A 20,197-nucleotide genomic window follows, 5' to 3' on the forward strand; every position below is an offset into this window, starting at 1 on the left:
TCTTTACAAGAATAGATTTGCAAATATACAATATTAAGAAAGCCCTTAAACAGGCTTTTCTTTTAATTCCTATTTCTCAAATCAAAATACAAATTCTTATTTCTTATAATCAAATGTTATTATAGATTTGTAACAGTAAAAAAAATTAGGTATAAAATTATTATTAAAGTTATTATTGTCTGTAATGATAGTGATAATCTTAGTGTGACGATTTAAATACTGCAACTTACCCTATAAAATTGAAGGTGATGAAGTATACATTCGGTTTTTATAATAATTATGTATCTTTGAAAATATCCTTTTTCAGATGACAACAACTCCTTTTCAAAAAGCAATTGCCTTAATAGATGCAGAAAATGCACAAGATCCTAACCAAGAAATTAGCCAATCACAATCTATTTCTAAAGAATTATTATACTCTAATCGAATGTATGAAAGGCTTTTGATTTTTGAACCAAATGCATCTGAAGCCATTCAAATTGCAGCCAAAGCACAACATATTTGCCGATGGAAAATAGCAAGAGAATCCTATCCTATGGATCGAGTAGGCTATTTAAAATGGAGAGAAGACCTTAAAAAGTTTCATGCAAAAACTACCGCTTCTATTCTGGAAAAAGTGGGATATGAAAGAACTTTTAAAAATAGAGTTTCGTTTTTGATTGAAAAAAAATTACTCAAAAAAGATGTCGAAACTCAACTCCTTGAAGACATTATTTGCTTGGTTTTTTTAGAGTATTACCTAGAAGAGTTTATACAGAAACACGATACCGAAAAACTGAAAAACATCATCTTGAAAACTTGGAATAAAATGTCTGAAAAAGGGCATCAGGAAGCTTTAAAAATAAAATATTCTGCCTCTAGTTTAGCTTTAATTCATGCTGCATTAGGATTATAATTCCTATTGAATTTGAAAATTACGTATATTAGCACTATATTTTAGGTAATTATACGTAATAAAAGCATTCAAATTAAGTAAATTATGAGCAATACAATTCGAGTGGCACTTGCAGATGATCATGTTTTTGTAAGGGACGGCATCAAATCTTTGTTAGAAAATGAAGAAAACATAGTTGTTATTGGCGAAGCAAATGATGGACTCGAAGCATTAGCTGTAGTTGCGTCACAAAAACCAGATTTACTTATTGTAGACATTAAAATGCCATACTTAACTGGTATTGAAGTTATTGAGCAATTAAGATCTGAAAACAATTTAATCAAAATTGTTGTACTAACCATGTGCGAATCTGAAGAATATGTTTTAAAATCTGTAAAAGCGGGAGCTGATGGCTATCTTTTAAAAGGTTCTAGTAAAGAAGAATTTCTAAAAGCTTTGCATACGGTATCTAATGGAGGAAAATATTTTAGCGGAGATATTTCTTCGATTTTGGTAGATCAACTTACCAAACCATCATTGTCAGTATCCAAACCTATTACAGACGACGAATTGATGATTACAAAGCGAGAAAAAGAAATTCTTAAACTACTATTATCAGGCAAAGGAAACAAGGAAATTGCTGAAGTATTAGATATTAGCAAACGAACAGCAGAAGTACATCGATTTAATTTAATGAAAAAATTAAAAGTAAAAAACCTTATTGAACTTTCAAATAAAGCTACTGAATTTAGTTTGTTGTAATTCCAATCTGTTTTACTTATACCCTTTTTGGGATACTACTAATTAACCCCCAATGGCTATCATGCTTCGGTTATCTTGATTTAAAAGAGGATTATTAACAGCTTCAATCGTATCCATTCCTGCCCTTACTTTCTTTTTATTTTTAATAGCAAATGAGATAAGTTCTTCAAGGTTTTCTCCGTTTCTGAATGATGTCAACAAATCAGTTTCTAAATTAGAGAACAGACAATTTTTTATTTTACCATTAGCTGTCAGTCGAATTCGATTACAGCCATCACAAAACGGATTTGTAATGGAGCTAATGATACCAAAAGTTCCTAAATATCCCTTTATTTTAAACTCTCGAGCGGTAAAGTTTTTTTCATCTTCTAATTTCTGCACATCCAATTCGCTAAAATTATGTTGCACTTGATTCAGAATTTCTTCCTGAGAAACCATTTTGCTCCTATCCCAATCGTTACCAGCAAAAGGCATAAACTCTATAAACCGAATGGATAATGGCAAATATTTAGTTAATTTAATAAAATCTATAATTTCATTGTCATTAAATCCTTTTATTAAAACAACATTTACTTTTACTTTAAAACCGTTATTTAATAATAAATGTAAATTATCAATTACTTTCTCAAATTGATTTCGGAGTGTAATAGAATAAAATTTAGATGCAATTAAAGTATCTAAACTCAAGTTGATTTTGGTTACATTACTTAGCTTTAAAACATCAATATGTTTGTCTATAAGAATTCCGTTTGTGGTAATCGAAATCTCGGTTTGAAGCGAAGCCAGTTTGGTGATAATATCTGGAAAATCTTTTCTTAGCAAAGGCTCACCTCCTGTTAATCTTATTTTATCGACTCCATTATTAACAAATAATTGAGCAATTGAATAAATTTCGTCAGCAGTCATTAAGCTTTCCTTTGGACTTAATACAATACCATCTGCTGGCATACAATACGAACAACGCAAATTGCATTTCTCTAGTAACGAAATTCGCAAATAATTATGCTTACGACCAAAATCATCCGTTAAAATTGAATTATTTGGTGTCATGGTTATTGCCTTTTAAAATATGAAAAACATGCAATACATGAGGAAAAATGGCATCCATTGATTCTTTTGCTCCATTGGTTGAACCTGGCAAAGCCAAAATTAAAGCATTACCTAAAGTTCCTGCTACGGTTCTTGACAGCATTGAATAAGGCATACGATCTTGACCATATTTCCGAACCGCTTCTTCAATACCAGGAATTCTAGTTTCTAATAAAGTTTGTAGGGCTTGCGGAGTGACATCTCTTGGCGAAAGTCCCGTTCCTCCTGTAAAAATGACCAACTGGTTTTCTTTTGCATACCCTTTTGTTCGTTCTTGAATGATGTCTATTTCATCAGGAATAATCTCATAATGTGTCGTTTCAACACCATATGATTCTAGTTTTTCTACTATTATTTTCCCCGATCGATCTGCTTTATTTCCTGCAAAAATAGAATCGGAACATACAAAAACTGCCGCTTTAATTGTTGACGGAAATTGGTCTTTATATGATGATTTTCCTCCTTCTTTACTTAATAACTTTATGGTCGAAATTTCAATGTTTTTATCGATAGGTTTAAGCATATCATACATCGTCAACGCTACAATTGATGCGCCGTGCATGGCTTCGACTTCAACTCCCGTTTTGTAGATTGTTTTTACCTTGAAAATAATTTCGACACTTAATTGTTTTATTTCATATTCGACCGAAGTAAACTCAATTGGAATAGGATGACAATCTGGAATAGACAAATGGGTATTTTTTACTGCAAATAATCCAGCCGTTTTTGCCATTTCAAAAACATTTCCTTTAGGAACAGTATTATTAACAAGAGCGTCTATCGTAGCTTGATGACTAACACATACTGTTGCAGATGCAGTTGCTGAGCGGAGTGTACTTACTTTTTGAGTAATATCGACCATTTATAAAGTGTTTTTTTTCCATACAAAATCACTATTCTCGAAAAGTTCTTTTCCAAAAATAGGCACATCTGTTTTTATCCAATTGACTATTGCCTCTGTAGCTTCATACACTTGCTTTCTTCGTGTTGCAGATACAAACACAAATAAACAAATCTCTCCAGCTTTTACAGTACCTAAACTATGATAAATATGCATGCAAATTAAATCAAATTCAGCAAAAGCTTTCTCTCTAATAACGTTCATAGCTTCGTCAGCCATTTCTTCATAAGCAGAATATTCAATAGCAACAACACTATTTCCATCTATTGCGTCAGCGCGAACTTGCCCCAAAAATATATTATGGGCGCCAATGGTCATTTTTGACTGATGCTTTGCAATAGATTGTCCAATAAACTCCGAAGATATTGGCCCTTGCATGAAAATAGTTTTCTTACTCATACTATTTACTTTTATATTTTAAAATACAGAAACGGATTCATTATTTATCATTTTTTCAATAGCATTTGCACCACCAACAACACTTTTAGCATTATTATAATTATTATTAATAAGAATTTCAACTGCATTTTTACTTCTAACTCCCGACTGACAAAAAACAAAGAAAGTTGTTTCAGTATTTAATTTATGCAACTCGAATTCTAATTGGTTTAATGGAATTTGAATACTATTTTTAATTTTTAGTTTCGGATATTCATCTTCATTTCTAATATCAATAAATACCACTTCTGGATTGTTTATTTGTTTTAATGCTTTTGAAGCTTCAATTTCTATACTTTCAACTTCTGAATATTTATAATCAAATGATGCTTTATGTATTGTACTATCCGATTTTAAAATGTCAAATTTATGCTGTTCGTTGTTCAAAAAATTATAGACCAACAATTTTCCTGACAATACCTCTCCTATTCCTAAAATCATTTTCAAGACTTCATTTGCTTGAAACATTCCGATAATCCCAACAGAAACTCCTAAAACTCCAGCCTCATTACAATTACCTACTGTTATAGATTCTTCTGGAAACAAACAGCTGTAAGTTGGTCCATTTTTATAATTAAATACTGAAACCTGTCCTTCAAATTTATAAACTGAGCCATAAACAAAAGGTTTATTGGTTACGGAACAAGCATCATTTATTAAGCACTTGGTTTTTAAATTATCTGTTCCATCAACAATAATATCATATTTTTCAAATAAAGAAATTACGTTTTTAGAATTTAATTTTTCGGTAATGGCATTTATTTTTATTAAAGGGTTTAGAGCTAAAGCCATTTCTTTTGCCTCTAGTGCTTTGCTTTTTCCTATTGAATTATTTTTATAAATTACTTGTCGCTGCAAATTGGTAAGTTCTATAGTGTCATCATCAACAATGCCAATTTCTCCAACTCCTGCAGCCGTTAAATAAGGTAAAACTGCCACACCCAATCCGCCAACTCCAATTATAAGAACTTTAGCATCTTGCAATTTTTGTTGACCCATTGCTCCTATTTCAGGAAGAATCATTTGTCGGTTGTATCGTATAATTTCCATAATTTTAGGATTCAAATCATAATTTAAAAAACTAGCCTCCTGCAAATGGCGGTAATAAAGCAACTTCATCATTGTTTTTCAGCATACAATTTTCAGCATTTGTAATTATTGTTTTATTAACAGCAATGCTAAAAGTCATAGAGCTCAATTGGTATTTTTTTTCTAAAGAATCTATCAATTGTGATAAAGATAATTCTGAAAAAAGAAATTCTTCACTCTTACTATTTGTTTTTTCTGCAATTGCACCAAAATATTTTACTGCTATCATTCGTTTAGATTTAAGTTTTGATAAATAAACTCATCATCCGAAAAACTTTCTTGAAAATAGGTTTCTAAATTTGAAATGTTTCTTACCACTTCGCCAATAATAATTATAGCTGGAGACGCTAATTGTTTTTCTTGTACTAATTTTGCGATGGTGTTAATAGTACCAACTACTTTTTTCTCATTGTTTTTCGTTCCGTTTTGAATAATGGCAACTGGTAAATTATCAGTTCTGTTTTTTTGATAAATAGAAATAATTTCATCTAATTTATTCATCCCCATCAAAATAACAACTGTAGCCGATGATTGAGAGGCCAAAGCTACATCTTTAGATAATTTATGATCCGATGTTGTTCCTGTAATTACCCAGAAACTTTCAGCAATACCTCTTTGAGTCAGGCTAATTCCACAAGATGCAGGCACACCTAATACCGATGAAATTCCAGGAACTATAGCAGTTTCTATATGAAACTTTTTGGCAAAAGCTATTTCTTCGCTTCCTCTTCCAAAAACAAATGGATCGCCACCTTTTAATCGCACAACATGACCAAATTGCTTTGCCATAGACACAATCAACTCATTAATTTGATCTTGAGAGTAGGCATGACAACCAAAACGTTTTCCTACAAAAACAATTTCTTTTGTTTTGGCATATTGTAACAATTCTTCGTTTACAAGCGCATCATACAAAACAACATCAGCACTTTGTAATGCCTTAATAGCTTTTAAAGTAATCAGCTCTACATCGCCTGGACCTGCTCCGACTATTGTTAATTTTGGTGTATTTTGACTTTTCATTTCAATTTATTTAATAGGCATTCAATTCATTTAATTCCTCTAGAGAATTTACATTTTTTAAATGATTCCTTTTATCATTGACAGTTAGGAACGAATTGACACATGCCTTTTTTTATTGCTTAACTTCTTACTAAACGATTAACTTTATACTTGCTAAAACTATTACTGTTGCCAAAATATATTTGAGCACTTTATTGGAGAAATATCCACTGCCATAATATGCACCTACAATTCCCCCAAAAACTGCAATAGGAACTAGATAAAAACTTTGTGTTGGAAATGTGTTTTCACCCATAAAATATCCTGATAAACCTGCAATTGAGTTTACAAAAATAAACAAACTAGAAATAGCTGCCGTTTCTTTTAATGTTGCCCATCCCAAAAATAAAAGAATTGGACTTAAAATGACTCCACCACCTATGCCTAACATTCCAGATAATAAACCAATCCCAAAACCTATTCCCATAGCAAAAGGAATATTTAAAGTTACATTTTGCTTTTCTGAATTTTTAAAAAAACCAAATAATCGTAAAGCAGCAATAATTAAAACTATTCCTAAAAGTATTTTGTACAATTTATTTTCTAACGGAATCATTCCTCCAATAAAAGCAGCTGGAACTGAGGTTATGGCAAAAGGATAAAACAATTTGACCTTGAAAAAATCTTTTTTGTAATAGAAGAAAAAAGAAATTCCCGATACAAATAAATTGAGCAATAAAGCTGATGGTTTGATAACCGAAATTGGGAAAGAATATATAGCCATCAATGCTAAATAGCCAGAAGCACCACCATGACCCACACTTGAATACAAAAAGGCAACTGTCGCTAATAATGCGCCAAATACAATCCAAAATTCATTGTTTGTTATTGCCATTTGAGATTAATTTATTGGTATTATGCTTACTTCTTGATTTTCTGCTACAATCTCCTTGTCGTAAGGTATGTAAATCAACCCATTTGCTGTAGCAAAAGTATTCAACATGGCTGAACTTTGACTTTCTAAAACTGTCACGAACTCATCATTATAGAATCCTTTCAAGAATAGAGATTTTCCAGTCGTGTTTTCGAATGGAGTCGTTATTTTTCTGTTGATTTGATTTAAATGAACTGAATCAAAACCCATCTTTATTTTTAGTGCATGTTGAACATAAATGTAAAAACTAGTCAATGCAGATGCTGGATTTCCCGGCAAAGCGAAAACAAGGGTTTTAACTTTCTTTCCAAAAAACAAGGGTTTTCCTGGTTTTTGATTTATAGTATAAAATAATTCTTCTACTCCATTCGACAAAAGTGCCTCTTTTACAAAATCATAATCTCCAACTGAAATTCCGCCAGAAACTAAAACCACATCAAAAGAGGAAAGACAATTTTTTAAAATCTTTTTTGTGCTGTTTAAATCATCTTTTACCTTAAATATTTTAATTTTATCAATACCCATGCTTTGAAAAGCTGATGCAAGCATCACTGAATTGCTTTCGAAAATTTTACCTTTAGGCAGTTTTTTTCCAGCTTTAACCAATTCGTTTCCTGTAACAATTATAACTACTTTTGGCTTTTTGTAGATATTAATTTCTGTAATTCCTAAACAGGCTAAAAAACCTATTGCAGCTGGGGTTATTAGAGTGTTCCTTTCTAAAACAAGTTCTTCTTTTTTAATTTGCTCTCCTTTACTTCTAACATTTGCAAAAGCATTCGGCTTTTTTATAATTTTTAAACTTTGTCCATTTCTTTCTGTATGCTCTTGCATAACTACGGTATCTAAACAATCAGGAACATATGCTCCAGTAAAAATCCGTATAGCTTGATTTTTTTCAATTTGTTCATTAGAGAAATTACCCGCTTGTGAAGTACTTACAATATCAAACTGATTAAGTTCGCTGAACAAAAAAGCATAACCATCCATTGCCGATTGTCTAAAAGGAGGCATATCAATTGGGGAATGGATAGTTTCAGCCAAAATAAAACCAAGTGACTTATGCACTTCAATTTTTCTGATTGGCATTTTACAGCTATTTTCTGTAATAATCGACAAAGCTTGACTTACTTGAATCATAGAATTAAAAACTAAGTAAAAATACTTACTACAAATATAAGTAAAAAACAATCAACCCAATAAAAAAAGTAGTATTTAACAAATAAAAAACCCATCAATTTGTATTGATGGGTTAATCTAGTAGCGGGAACAGGACTCGAACCTGTGACCTTCGGGTTATGAGCCCGACGAGCTGCCTACTGCTCTATCCCGCGCTGTTTCGAGTGCAAATATACAACGAATATTGATACTCGCAAGTTAAATTTATAATAAAATTTATAATTTTATACTTTATTGGTTTACAGAAGTTTATAAATAAATGGTTGAAATAAAAAACCATCACCTTTCGATGATGGTTCAAACCAATTTATATAAATATTCACCAAAATATTATTCTTCATTAGCTAAAGCCGAGTTTTTGTCTTTAACTTTTAATACAACTGCTAAACCTTCATTATTAATCATTGTCATATTTAACGTGTCTAATTGTGCTAGATTTTTAGATACAAATCCGCTAAACATATTGTATGATATATTCATCTCTTTTAAATTATTTAGCTTTTCTATATCAAAAGGAACTTGCCCGTCCATTTTGTTATCAAATAAACTTAAAGTTTCTAATTGAGTTAAATTTGCAATCTCATTCCCTAATTTTCCTATAAACTTATTACTATTTAAAAGTAAGGTTTTTAAAGATTTAAGTTGGAAAATAGAAGAAGGTATCTTACCTTCTAACTCATTATTAAATAGTGATAAAGTTTTTAAATTCTTTAGATTTCCAATTTCTGAAGGCAAAATTCCTGATAATTGATTCATAAATAATTGAATATTTTCTAATGAATTTATACTTCCTATTGACGATGGAATTGAACCTGATAATTTATTAAAAGAAATATTTAACTCTTTTAATTCTTTCATATTTCCTATTTTCAATGGAATATCTCCAGAAATGTAATTTTTAAATAATATCAAATTTTTCAAATGAATCAAGTTTACAATTTCTGATGGTAAAACACCACTTAAATTATTATTTGATAAATCTAATTCTATAACTTTATCATTTTGCACTTTAACGCCAAACCAAGTAGCGACTGGTTTGTTTAAATCCCATTGTTTTTTCCATTGATTACCATTAGTTGCAATATAAAGTTTAACTAACGCATCTTTTTCAGAAAAAGAAACATTTGCGCTCATTGTTAGCGTAAAAAATAATATCAAGAGTATGGTGGCAATATTTTTCATAATTATAAATGTTTATTTATTGATGAAGTAAATTTAATAATAAAATCCGATTATATACAAATATAATCGTTGAAATACATTATTTTATATATATTATAGTATTTAACTTACAAATATTACTTTTGGTAATATATTAGATTATTCAAATGAAATCAATAATTTTAGAATTAGTAATAAAAAAGAAAGGGAAGAATCACTTTATTAAAATAAACAAATTACAATTAAAGAATAATAATTTTAAGGGTAGAAAGTTTGTATTTATAAACTTAAAAAAAGTTTTGAAATATCTAAAAAAAACTAAAAAATATTAAAAAATTTACTAGATCCAACTGTGAGCAATTATACCTCGCTTAAATCAATAAAAAAAAACCATCAACTTACGTTGATGGTTCAAACCAATTTAATTATAAATATTCACCAAAATATTAATCTTCATTTGCTAGAGCAGAATTTCTATCTGCTTTAACAGGTAAAACTATTGCAAGACCTTTGTCGTTAATCATTGTCATATTTAAGGTATCTAACTGTGCTAAATTTTTAGAAACTAAACCACTAAACATATTGTATGAAATATTCATTTCTTTTAAATTATTTAACTTTTCTAAGTTAAAAGGAATTTGACCATCCATATTATTTTCAAACAAACTTAAATTTTCTAGTAAAGTTAAATTTGCAACTTCATCACTCAATTTACCAGTCAAATTATTGCTGTTTAGTAATAAAACTCGAAGAGATTTCATTCCATAGACAGAACTTGGGATTTCTCCTTTAATTTCATTATTAAATAATGAAAGTACTTTCAATTCTTTTAAACTTCCTATTTCAGTCGGCAATTCACCAGAAAGTTTATTCATGAACAACTCTATCGACTGCAAATTAGTAATCGAACCAATAGACGAAGGAATACTTCCGGTTAGTTTATTAAAAGCCAAATTAAAAGTCTTTAATTGTCTTAAATTACCTATTGAAGAAGGTATTATCCCTGAAATTGTGTTTTTGAAAAGATTCAATTTTTGAAGATTTACTAGATTACAAATTTCAATGGGCAATTGCCCAATTAAGTTATTATTAGAAAGGTCTAGAGCAATAACTTTATCTTTTTGTAATTTAACACCATACCATGATGAAACTGGAGCATTTAAATCCCATTTATTATTCCAGTTAGTACCGTTAGTAGCATTGTATAACTTTATTAATGCTTCTTTCTCAGAAACTGAAACATTTGCAATTATAGAAGATGAAGCAATTAAAAACAAAAATAAAATAGTAATCTTTTTCATAATAATAGTATTTGCAATTATTTATGCTGTAAATGTATATTTGAAAACGATTATATGCAAATAAAATCGATTAAATGTAATTTATTTAACTTTATTAGGTAATATTTCCTACAATTATTAAATCTCTAAAGATTTAATAAGTCGGGATTTAATTTTATAATTCATTAATAGCTTTTGCCAAATCGAAATCTTTTATTGTTACACCGTTTGCATCGTGAGTTGTTAATCGAATGGTAACTTTATTGTAGATATTTATCAATTCTGGATGATGATTCTTTTTTTCAGATAAGACTCCTACTTGAACAATAAACGCTAAGGCTTGCGAAAAATTTTTAAATACAAAATGTTTTTCAATTGCATTGCTGTTATAAAACCAATTAGTAAGACCTACTAATTCGTGTTTGATTGTTTCTATGTCTAACAATTTCATTTTTTATTATAAAATTAGGTTAAAAAGGAATAAGTTACTTCAACATTAACTTAATTGTTTAATTTTGACCAACAGCAATCACGATTTGAAGACTCCGTTAACTTTCGAAATTTACTCAACCACTAAAGAACTTCCTATTACTTGGGATACAATAGCTAAAGACAATATCTTCTTAACTAACTCTTATCTTGAAATATTAGAAAAAGCCGCCCCCAAAAACATGACCTGCTTTTTTATCGGACTTTTTAAAAATGAAATATTAGTTGGGATTGCACTCGCGCAATTTTTGGATTTAAATAAATTAGAATCCTTTGGCGAAAGAGACAAATGTATAAAAACTATGATTCGGAATTTTGCCTTTAAAAATTTTAGTTCTCATGTTTTATTTATAGGAAATAATATGTTAACAGGTCAAAACGCCTATGTTTTTTGTAATGATGTAAATAAATTTCAAGCTCTAAAAACAGTACACCAAGCAGCAAATTCATTAAAAAACCAACTAAAAACGAAAGGCAAGAGAGTACATATTTTGACCTTTAAAGATTTTTATGAAGATAATCTTGAAAATTTTAATTTGCTAGAATTCAATAACTTTTATAAATTCTCGACACAACCTAATATGGTTTTTTCTGTTGCTGATAATTGGAAAACCGAAGATGATTATATCAATTCCCTATCTAAAAAATATCGAGATCAATACAAACGCTCACGAAAAAAAGGGGAAGGCATTAAAAAAAAACGGATGAATCTGAACGACATCATTGCTAATGAAACTGTTATTTATGAATTGTATTTTCATGTTGCTAAAAACGCGCCTTTTAATACTTTCTTCCTTCCAAAAAATCACTTTAGAGTTTTTAAAGAATTAATGCACGATAAATTTCTGTTTTACGGTTATTTCTTAAACGAAAAACTAATAGGTTTTAATACTTTAATTAAGAACGGGAAAGTTTTAGATACCTACTTTTTAGGTTATGACGACACACTGCAGCGCGAAAAAATGTTATATTTAAATATGTTATACGATATGATTTTCTATGCTATAAAAAAAGATTTTAAAGAAATTATTTTTGCAAGAACTGCATTAGAAATAAAAAGTTCAGTTGGAGCAAAACCTATAGAAACGTTTGGTTTTATATCACATTCAAACAGTTTAATTAATCGCAAAATGAGCAAACTATTTAATTATTTAGAACCTAAAACTATTTGGCAGGAACGTAATCCGTTTAAATAATTATTAGAAATTCTTTTAAGGAATAGCTACTTTTATTCGTTTGGGTGAAATTTTAATATCAAGACGTGTTTTGGTACCGCAGTATTCTCCATCCATTTGAAAGCTAACTGGAGAATTAGTTGTAATTGTTGCCTTGTCTGTTGAGATAATTTCAATATCATCAGAATTAATTGGCATATTGCCAGTAATGATTTTTCCTAAAACTATTAAATCTAAGTTTTTCAATATCACTAATTCAAATTTTCCATCATTCATTTCACCATCTGGATTTATGATTATTCCTGAACCATATTTTTTAGCATTAGCTATTACAATCATTCTTGCTAAACATTCTATAGTTTTATTATTAGCTGTAATTGTCGCTTTAAAAGGCTCTTCTAAATCTATAATAGTTGTTAATATTTGCAAGGCATATCCCCATTTTCCTCGAATAAGACTCTTCTCGTAGTTTTTGATAAGTTCAGCATTAAGTCCTAAATCACTTAAATGCATGCTTTTTTCATTATTAATTTCGATAACATCAATCTCTAAATATTTATTTAGGAAAGCAACGCTTAAATTTTCTTCCAGTGTTTCTGGCAAATCTAAATCAGCGGCTAAGCCATTAGAAGAACCCGCAGGTAGAACACCCAGGATTACATTGTCCTTTTCTATTGCTTCAGCAACCATTTTTATGGTGCCATCTCCGCCAGCAATAATGATTCTTTCTGGACTATAAGTATCGTAAAGGGATTTTATATTTGCGATATCATTTTTTCCTGAAGTTTTATAAATATACAGTTTGCAATTTACTTTTTTAGCAAAAAGCTTTGTAGCATTTATAAATTCAGTTTTATCAATTGCTCCAGAAATCGGGTTCACAACCATTACAACATTCTTTTCCAAATTTTAATTTCTTTTATTCATTAAAAATAATTAAATTTAAACTCCTATCAAAATTACTACTTTAAATGGAACCAATTTTAAAATTATATCGTGGCTATGCTAATGACCAAGAATTAATTGTGATGGGACATGTTTTTAAAGCAACTTCAATAAAAGAATATGATTTTCAGAAAAAAAACCTAAAAAATGCTACTTCAATTATTAATATGTTTAGAATAAAAACTCAGTCTAATGCTGATGTTTATTTAGAACACAATAACTCAAAAATTCATACTAAAACCCTAAAAGATGGCTACTTTAAATTTTGTGTGCCTTTAGATAAAATTAATAATTACGGTTGGATAGAATATAAAGTAAGTCTTATATATAACAACAAACCAATAACAACTAAGGAAAGTTACATTCGTCCTCATAAAGGAAATTTAGGAATCATATCTGACATTGACGATACTTTTTTGGTCTCTCACACGCTAAATCCTTTTAAGAAATTATATATTATGTTGTTTAGAAACATTAACAACAGAAAAATTTTTAAGGATGTTGTCTCTCATTATCAAGCTTTGAGTTCTTCAGGAAGGTCTAATAATGACGAGAAAAATGCATTCTTTTATGTTTCAAGCAGTGAATGGAATTTATACCGATTTATAACAAAGTTCACGGAAATTCATCAATTGCCTAAAGCGGTTTTATTGTTAAAAGATATTAAAACTAGTTTGACTGATTTTTTTTTTACAAGAAGGAGCAATCACAATCACAAATTTGAAAAAATTAAACACATTTTGGAGTTTTATCCGAATTTAAAATATGTTTTACTAGGAGATGACTCTCAAGACGATCCGTTTTTGTATGAAGCTATTTGCAAAATATTTCCAGTAACTGTTAAAGCTGTTTATATTAGACAAACTGGAAGCCATAAAAAGAAGGCAGCAATTGATGCCTTGAACACTTTAGAAAGCTTGAAAGTAGCTGTTTGCTATTTTAAAAACAGTAGTGAGGCTATCACACATTCTAAATCAATTGGAATTATATAAAAAATAACCTACTTTGTAATACTAATTTTTATTCAAAAATAATGTTATACGATTTTAATTTTTACTCTTCTCTCCTACTAATCACTTTTACTCAAGGTGTAATTTATTGTTTGTTGTTATTAAAAAAAGGAATTCAAACGGAAGATAAATCCAATTTTTGGCTAAGTATATTTGTCTTTTTATGCAGCATGTTTATTGCACCTTGGATGCTTGGTTTTGCTGGCTGGTATGACAATCAGCCATATCGAGATTTTATGTTCTATATGCCTTTTCAGCATTTATTTTTTATTGGACCAATCATTTTTTTCTACACGCAGTCACTACTGAATCCATCATTTAAATTTAATAAAAAAAATGCGCTTCATTTAGTTCCAGGCTTACTATATCTTGTTTATAATTTATACGTTTTCGTTTACGACAAAATAATCATCAAGGATTATTATTTCTACCAAGATGGCATTGATAAAGATTTTGATGAATGGTATCAGACTATCGGTAAAATTTCAATGACCCTATATTTTATACTTACAATTAGATATTATAATAGGTATAAAAAATTGATTGTTCAATTAACTAGTAATGCAGATTCAATGTTGTATAAATGGATAAAAAATTATTTAATAGCATTTTTAATCATGCTATTGTTACCATATGCTTTTGAAGTTATTAATTATTTCTATCCAAGTACAAATTCATATAAGGATGGCTGGTGGTTTTATTTAGCTTTTTCATTGGTGCTCTACTATATTGCTTTAACAGGATATTCGAATGAAGTACATTCTAAAATAGGGTTTAAAATGTCTGCTTTTGACTCTAAACCAATTTTACTTTTAACTACTTCAGATTCTTTTCCTGATGAAGAAAATATTATTGATATCGATTTTGAGGAGCAAAACGAAAAAAAATCAGAAGAAGTTGAAATATGGAAAAAGCAAATAGAAAGACTGATTCAGTCTGAAAAATTGTATCAAGATCCAGAATTAACTTTAGCTGAAGTGGCTAAAAAATTGCAAACTAACACCTCAGTTATTTCAAAAGCAATTAATCAAGGTTTTCAAATGAATTTTAATGACTTCATTAATAATTATAGAATAGAAGCTGTAAAAGATTTGTTTGCAAAAGGCGAGCATAAAAAATCTACTTTATTAGGAATTGCTTATGATTGTGGGTTCAATTCGAAAGCTACTTTTAATAGAGCCTTTAAGAAAAGTACCAATTTTTCTCCAAAAGAATACCTAAACACGATTTGATACTTATCAAATAAATCGTGTTTAAATCTTGTATTTACTTACTTTTTATGTTATTTATAATTTGAGACCTACTTTGTTTGGCTCAAATTATAATTTGCATCGTTTTGTTGTTGTTGTTCTCGCAATTTTGCTATATCAAATAACCAGAAATCGAAATAACGGTTTCATAAAACTTATAAAAAATGAGAACTTCATTAACAACAATTATTTTATCCTTAATTATTACATCTTGTAGTGTATTTGGATCATTAACATCTAACACGACTATTAAACCAAATGACAGTTTTGTTTTAGGAAATAATGAACACGGAACATTTAAAGTAAAACTCAAAAACGTTTCTAATCATTCTCTTACATTACTTATGGCTCCTATTGAAGGTGGAACTCATTCGCCAGTTATGGTAAAACCAAATGAAAACGTAACTGTAAAAGCAGAACGCAACACCGCACTTATTATAGAAAACAAATCAGATGAAGAGGCTTCGGTAGATTTGTATGTAACAGGTGATACCGGCTTATCAATGGGTTACAAAAAATAAAAAGTAATTTCAATCATCAAATCAAAAAAAAATTAATTCTTTAAATCAATTATCATGAAAACAATTCTAATTACACTAGCGATGAGTTTAATAACATTTCTATCATCAGCACAATTAAAAGGTTCAGGAAAAACAGTAACTAAAACCTATGACTACAATAACTTCGATAAATTATCTTTTGACGATTTAGACGGAAAAATTGAGGTAGAAGTAGGCAAACCATTTAGCGTTTCTATCACAATTGACGACAATTTAATAAATCTGCTTTCGGTTACAGAGCATTCTGGAAATCAAATTTTAACTGTTTCTCTAAAAGGAAATAAAAATAACCGAATGTACATTGAAGACACGAAAATTAAAGTAAAAATAACGCTTCCAAATGTTGTTACTTTAAAAAACGATTCTAATGCTTCAATGATTGTTACTGGTATCAGTGGAAACTACTTAAAAATAGAAACTTTAGACAATGGAAGTACTACATTAGTTGGAAAAATAGAAAATTTAGAAGTAACAAATAGCGGGAACGGAGTTCTAAATGCAAAACAATTAATCGTTTAAAATGCAAAAATCAAAGCAGCGGGAAATGGAAATGTTTACGTTAATGTTAGTCAACTAATTTCGGCTAAAACATCGGGGAACTGCACCGCTATGAACCTAGGTAAAGCAAAATTTGGAATTGAATCCTCTTCAACAGGTAATTCAAGATTTGTAAACAATTAAAATTTATAAATATGAAACTAATAACTACAATAACGAATCCAATTCTAATGCCTCATTGGCTCTTAGATGTTTTATTAACTATACCACGAATAACTTGCGGCTATTTATTAACCGTTGAATTTGGTTCGCCTAAATTTGGTTTGCCTTGGTCCAATCCTGATAATGGTTTAGGATTATTTGAAGTCGCTTTTTGGTTTCCTCAAGATGTGGCACAATATGGTAGTATCTTTGCCATTGCACCAGTATTCTTTGCTTGGATGGGAGCTTTTGCCGAAGGAGTTGGCGGAATCATATTAGCGCTTGGTATTCAAACTCGTATTTCTGGCTTTTTAATAATGTGTACGATGCTTGTAGCCATGTTTATGCAACAATGGAACGAAGGCATCTGGATGATGTTACCAGCCATGGGATTTTTATGGATTGGGATGTTCTATATGATTCTCGGATCAGGTCGATTTGGAATCGATTATTTATTCACTAAAAAAACAGTAAAATAATGAGAACAATTGCACTATTAACCGCATCAATTTTACTACTTGTAAATACTAGTTGTGTACAAAAAACGTACAAGAAAACCGTCCTTTTTTCACTTGATGTTTCGAAAATAAAAAACATCAAAACTGTTGGGATTCGAGGTTGGGACAATCCTTTATCTTGGAACAATGATTATCCAATGAAAGAAATTGTAAAAGACAGTTTGTATCAAGCTATTGTTACTGGAAAAACAGGACGAATTTGTACTGAGTTTAAATTTTCTATAAATAACAAGGTTGAACTTGAAGGCAAAGAAAATAGAAAGGTATATTTTGACGCCAAAAACGATACAACTAAAGTATCTTTTGTTTTTGATAAGTAATAAATAAAGAGCTTCATTCGAAGCTCTTTTGTTTTTTTAATAGATACGAAGCGTATATTCCAAGTACCAATTCACCAATTGTTCCTAGGACAAAAAGGGTCGATGGCATTCCGTCGGATAGTATAGAAATACTTCGTCCAAAGGCTAAACCCAGCATAAAAACCATATTGGAGACTGTAGCGATTTTCCAAAAAGCAGGTTTCAAAATTCCGATTATCCAAAGTGCAGAAAAGCAAAGATATAATCCCATGATGGCTTTAAAGATATTGGCTTCGTCTATAGAATTTATGGTTATATCAAATAGCAAATCAGGTTGAAAACCATAAACCAAAGCTACTGGAATGACAATAAATATTGAAATGATAAGATTGAGATTTTTTCTAATCCTTTTTTCATTTTTCATAATTCAAAAATAGAAATAATTGTGGTTTGAAAACTGTATTTATAGCCTCGATTGCAATGGAAATCCTTTTTTGATAAAATGTATTTTTTCTTGAAAATTCAGAACGACCAACGGAAGTTCCTGAATTTGCTTAGAAAAAACCATTTTAGATAAAAAGGTTGTAATGAAAAGCGGGAGATAGCTCCTTAAAATGAAAAAACTTTACAAATTATCGATTTCTTCTTGAACCAATTCCCAATCTAAAAGCAATTGGTCTAATTCTTTCTTTTTCTTGTTGTATGCCATAAAAAACTTAGCATCTTCTACGTGTTTGTCGTAATTAGAAGCCAGCATTTTGTCGTCGTTTTGTATGTCTTTTTCTAACTGCTTGATTTGACTTTCTACCTTACTCAACTTGTTTTGCAAGGATTTTCCTTTTTTCTGATCTTCGTAGGAAGCTTTGTTGCTTTCTTTAGGAGAAGCTGATTTTTGAGCATCTTTTTTCTCGACTTCACGCATGTTTTCCATGTTGCGCTGCTCTAAGAAATAGTTGATGTCTCCTAAATATTCTTTGATTTTTTGGTCTTTGAATTCATAAACCAAGTTTGACATTCCTTGCAAAAAATCCCTATCGTGAGATACTAGAAGTAGCGTTCCTCCGAATTTTTGAAGTGCCGCCTTCAAAACATTTTTAGATTTTATATCCAAATGGTTGGTAGGTTCATCCATTAGCAATACATTGATGGGCTGCAGTAACAATTTGCATAATGCCAAACGGTTTCTTTCGCCACCAGATAGGACTTTTACCTTTTTCTCGACATCATCGCCACGAAACAAGAATGAGCCTAGCATATCGCGTACTTTCATTCGGTTGGTGTCCATTGCGGCATCTTCCATGGTTTGCAGTAGTGTAATTTCGCCATCGAGATATTCTGCTTGATTTTGAGCGAAATAACCCAACTGTACGTTGTGTCCCAATTTAATTGAACCTTGATACTCAAACTCATCAACTATGGCTTTGATAAAAGTGGATTTTCCTTGACCGTTTTGCCCAACAAAAGCAATTTTGCTTCCACGTTCTACTAATAAATTAATATCTTTTAGTATCACTTTATCGCCATAACTTTTAGTAACATTATCTGCTTCAATAACAACTCTTCCTGGCTCTTTTGATACTGGAAAAGTAATGTTCATTACTGAATTATCGTCTTCATCGACCTCAATGCGCTCTACTTTATCTAATTTCTTAATTAACGACTGTGCCATAGAAGCTTTGGAAGCTTTAGCACGGAATTTTTCGATTAATTTTTCGGTTTCTTCTATTTTCTTGGCTTGGTTTTTTTGGGTTGCCAATTGTTTTTCGCGAATTTCATGACGTAATTCAAGGTATTGAGAATAGGGTTTATTGAAATCATAAGCCTTACCAAGAGAAATTTCGATGGTTCTATTGGTTACGTTGTCTAAAAACATTTTATCGTGCGAAACAATTACTACAACTCCTGGGTAATTTCTAAGGAAACTTTCCAACCAAATGATACTTTCGATATCCAAGTGATTGGTTGGCTCATCAAGAAGCAATACGTCATTGGCTTGTAATAATAATTTAGCCAATTCTATTCGCATGCGCCAACCACCAGAAAATGTTTCAGTTTGATTGTCGAAAACTTCTCTTTTAAAACCCAATCCCAAAAGAATCTTCTCAGTATCGCCTACATAATTGTAACCGCCTAATAATTCAAACCGATGGGTATAATCGGATAAATCTTCGATAATTTGACTGTATTCATCACTTTCATAATCGGTTCTCGTAACCAATTGATGATTGATTTCTTCTAATTTTTTTTCAACAATCTTAATTTCAACAAATGCTTCATAGGCTTCTTCAAGAACAGTTCTGCCTTGTTCAAAATCGATATCTTGACGTAAAAAGCCCATTCGAACTTCCTTCTCGGTAGCAATACTTCCCGAATCTGGTTCGAAATCTTTTGCTAAAATTTTAAGCATAGTCGATTTTCCAGCACCATTTTTACCTACAAGACCAACACGGTCTCCCGCTCCTAAACGAAATGTTACTTCTTCAAATAAATATGAACCTCCGAACGAAACGGATAAATTATGAATATTAAGCATAGTTTGTGAC

The 20,197-nt window shown here is 30.2% G+C and carries 23 protein-coding genes and 1 tRNA gene; 9 read left to right on the forward strand and 15 right to left on the reverse strand.

Annotated features, from left to right (window positions below; genetic code table 11):
• Positions 1-307: 307 nt before the first annotated feature.
• Positions 308-895 (forward strand): DUF4202 domain-containing protein, encoded by a 588-nt coding sequence (locus F6464_RS04580; protein ID WP_151106629.1) that lies wholly within the window; start codon positions 308-310, stop codon positions 893-895.
• Between the two features lie 84 nt (positions 896-979).
• Positions 980-1,636, forward strand: coding sequence for a response regulator (locus F6464_RS04585; protein ID WP_151106630.1), 657 nt, complete (start codon positions 980-982; stop codon positions 1,634-1,636).
• A 42-nt stretch (positions 1,637-1,678) separates the two neighbouring features.
• Here F6464_RS04585 and moaA read toward each other — a convergent pair whose 3' ends face one another.
• From moaA to F6464_RS04645, 12 genes are all read right to left on the reverse strand, one after another.
• The gene (gene moaA / locus F6464_RS04590) at positions 1,679-2,686 is read right to left on the reverse strand and encodes a GTP 3',8-cyclase MoaA (RefSeq protein WP_151106631.1); all 1,008 of its coding nucleotides are present in this window, start codon (positions 2,684-2,686) and stop codon (positions 1,679-1,681) included.
• Positions 2,673-3,587, reverse strand: a complete 915-nt coding sequence (gene moaCB, locus F6464_RS04595; protein ID WP_151106632.1) for a bifunctional molybdenum cofactor biosynthesis protein MoaC/MoaB — start codon at positions 3,585-3,587, stop codon at positions 2,673-2,675. The genes moaA and moaCB overlap by 14 nt, the downstream gene beginning before the upstream one ends.
• Positions 3,588-4,025: a molybdenum cofactor biosynthesis protein MoaE gene (locus tag F6464_RS04600; RefSeq protein ID WP_151106633.1), complete on the reverse strand. Its 438-nt coding sequence runs from the start codon at positions 4,023-4,025 to the stop codon at positions 3,588-3,590. It abuts the gene before it with no gap.
• An 18-nt stretch (positions 4,026-4,043) separates the two neighbouring features.
• Entirely contained in the window at positions 4,044-5,114 is a 1,071-nt protein-coding gene (locus F6464_RS04605; protein ID WP_151106634.1) for a HesA/MoeB/ThiF family protein, read from the reverse strand.
• Positions 5,115-5,145: 31 nt separating this feature from the next.
• Positions 5,146-5,382: a MoaD/ThiS family protein gene (locus F6464_RS04610; protein WP_151106635.1), complete on the reverse strand. Its 237-nt coding sequence runs from the start codon at positions 5,380-5,382 to the stop codon at positions 5,146-5,148.
• Entirely contained in the window at positions 5,379-6,176 is a 798-nt protein-coding gene (gene cobA / locus F6464_RS04615) for a uroporphyrinogen-III C-methyltransferase (RefSeq protein ID WP_151106636.1), read from the reverse strand. The genes F6464_RS04610 and cobA overlap by 4 nt, the downstream gene beginning before the upstream one ends.
• 130 nt (positions 6,177-6,306) lie before the next feature.
• Positions 6,307-7,050 carry a sulfite exporter TauE/SafE family protein gene (locus tag F6464_RS04620; RefSeq protein ID WP_151106637.1) on the reverse strand — a complete coding sequence of 248 codons (744 nt, stop codon included), beginning with the start codon at positions 7,048-7,050 and terminating at the stop codon, positions 6,307-6,309.
• Between the two features lie 6 nt (positions 7,051-7,056).
• On the reverse strand, positions 7,057-8,229 hold the full coding sequence (locus F6464_RS04625) for a molybdopterin molybdotransferase MoeA (RefSeq protein ID WP_151106638.1): 1,173 nt from the start codon (positions 8,227-8,229) through the stop codon (positions 7,057-7,059).
• A gap of 121 nt (positions 8,230-8,350) precedes the next feature.
• A tRNA-Met gene (locus F6464_RS04630) sits at positions 8,351-8,423 on the reverse strand.
• Between the two features lie 175 nt (positions 8,424-8,598).
• Positions 8,599-9,450, reverse strand: coding sequence for a leucine-rich repeat domain-containing protein (locus F6464_RS04635; RefSeq protein ID WP_151106639.1), 852 nt, complete (start codon positions 9,448-9,450; stop codon positions 8,599-8,601).
• A 425-nt stretch (positions 9,451-9,875) separates the two neighbouring features.
• Positions 9,876-10,730 (reverse strand): leucine-rich repeat domain-containing protein, encoded by an 855-nt coding sequence (locus tag F6464_RS04640; protein ID WP_151106640.1) that lies wholly within the window; start codon positions 10,728-10,730, stop codon positions 9,876-9,878.
• A 154-nt stretch (positions 10,731-10,884) separates the two neighbouring features.
• Entirely contained in the window at positions 10,885-11,160 is a 276-nt protein-coding gene (locus F6464_RS04645) for a 4a-hydroxytetrahydrobiopterin dehydratase (RefSeq protein WP_151106641.1), read from the reverse strand.
• An 85-nt stretch (positions 11,161-11,245) separates the two neighbouring features.
• On the opposite strand from F6464_RS04645, the gene F6464_RS04650 reads away from it, so the two are divergent.
• Positions 11,246-12,394: an 8-amino-7-oxononanoate synthase gene (locus F6464_RS04650; protein WP_151106642.1), complete on the forward strand. Its 1,149-nt coding sequence runs from the start codon at positions 11,246-11,248 to the stop codon at positions 12,392-12,394.
• A gap of 15 nt (positions 12,395-12,409) precedes the next feature.
• Here the strand turns inward: F6464_RS04650 and F6464_RS04655 are convergent, their stop codons facing one another.
• Entirely contained in the window at positions 12,410-13,279 is an 870-nt protein-coding gene (locus F6464_RS04655; RefSeq protein ID WP_151106643.1) for a diacylglycerol/lipid kinase family protein, read from the reverse strand.
• 65 nt (positions 13,280-13,344) lie between these two features.
• Between F6464_RS04655 and F6464_RS04660 the strand changes: the two genes are divergently transcribed.
• The 6 genes from F6464_RS04660 (at position 13,345) to F6464_RS04685 (ending at position 17,675) form a co-directional block, all read left to right on the forward strand.
• Entirely contained in the window at positions 13,345-14,310 is a 966-nt protein-coding gene (locus F6464_RS04660; protein ID WP_151106644.1) for an App1 family protein, read from the forward strand.
• A gap of 41 nt (positions 14,311-14,351) precedes the next feature.
• Positions 14,352-15,560, forward strand: coding sequence for a helix-turn-helix domain-containing protein (locus F6464_RS04665; RefSeq protein ID WP_151106645.1), 1,209 nt, complete (start codon positions 14,352-14,354; stop codon positions 15,558-15,560).
• A 182-nt stretch (positions 15,561-15,742) separates the two neighbouring features.
• Positions 15,743-16,099, forward strand: a complete 357-nt coding sequence (locus F6464_RS04670; RefSeq protein WP_151106646.1) for a hypothetical protein — start codon at positions 15,743-15,745, stop codon at positions 16,097-16,099.
• Positions 16,100-16,153: 54 nt separating this feature from the next.
• Positions 16,154-16,657, forward strand: a complete 504-nt coding sequence (locus F6464_RS04675; protein ID WP_151106647.1) for a GIN domain-containing protein — start codon at positions 16,154-16,156, stop codon at positions 16,655-16,657.
• A 173-nt stretch (positions 16,658-16,830) separates the two neighbouring features.
• Complete coding sequence (locus F6464_RS04680; protein WP_151106648.1) at positions 16,831-17,316, forward strand: DoxX family protein; 486 nt, start codon at positions 16,831-16,833, stop codon at positions 17,314-17,316.
• A complete protein-coding gene (locus tag F6464_RS04685; RefSeq protein ID WP_151106649.1) occupies positions 17,316-17,675 on the forward strand; it encodes a hypothetical protein in 360 nt (119 codons plus the stop codon). The genes F6464_RS04680 and F6464_RS04685 overlap by 1 nt, the downstream gene beginning before the upstream one ends.
• Before the next feature lie 13 nt (positions 17,676-17,688).
• Here the strand turns inward: F6464_RS04685 and F6464_RS04690 are convergent, their stop codons facing one another.
• Both F6464_RS04690 and abc-f read right to left on the reverse strand, forming a co-directional pair.
• The gene (locus tag F6464_RS04690; protein ID WP_225318030.1) at positions 17,689-18,078 is read right to left on the reverse strand and encodes a DUF4345 domain-containing protein; all 390 of its coding nucleotides are present in this window, start codon (positions 18,076-18,078) and stop codon (positions 17,689-17,691) included.
• Positions 18,079-18,279: 201 nt separating this feature from the next.
• The gene (abc-f, locus tag F6464_RS04695; RefSeq protein WP_151106651.1) at positions 18,280-20,187 is read right to left on the reverse strand and encodes a ribosomal protection-like ABC-F family protein; all 1,908 of its coding nucleotides are present in this window, start codon (positions 20,185-20,187) and stop codon (positions 18,280-18,282) included.
• Positions 20,188-20,197: the final 10 nt, after the last annotated feature.

Source organism: Flavobacterium luteum (assembly GCF_008806775.1).
Lineage (GTDB): Bacteria > Bacteroidota > Bacteroidia > Flavobacteriales > Flavobacteriaceae > Flavobacterium > Flavobacterium luteum.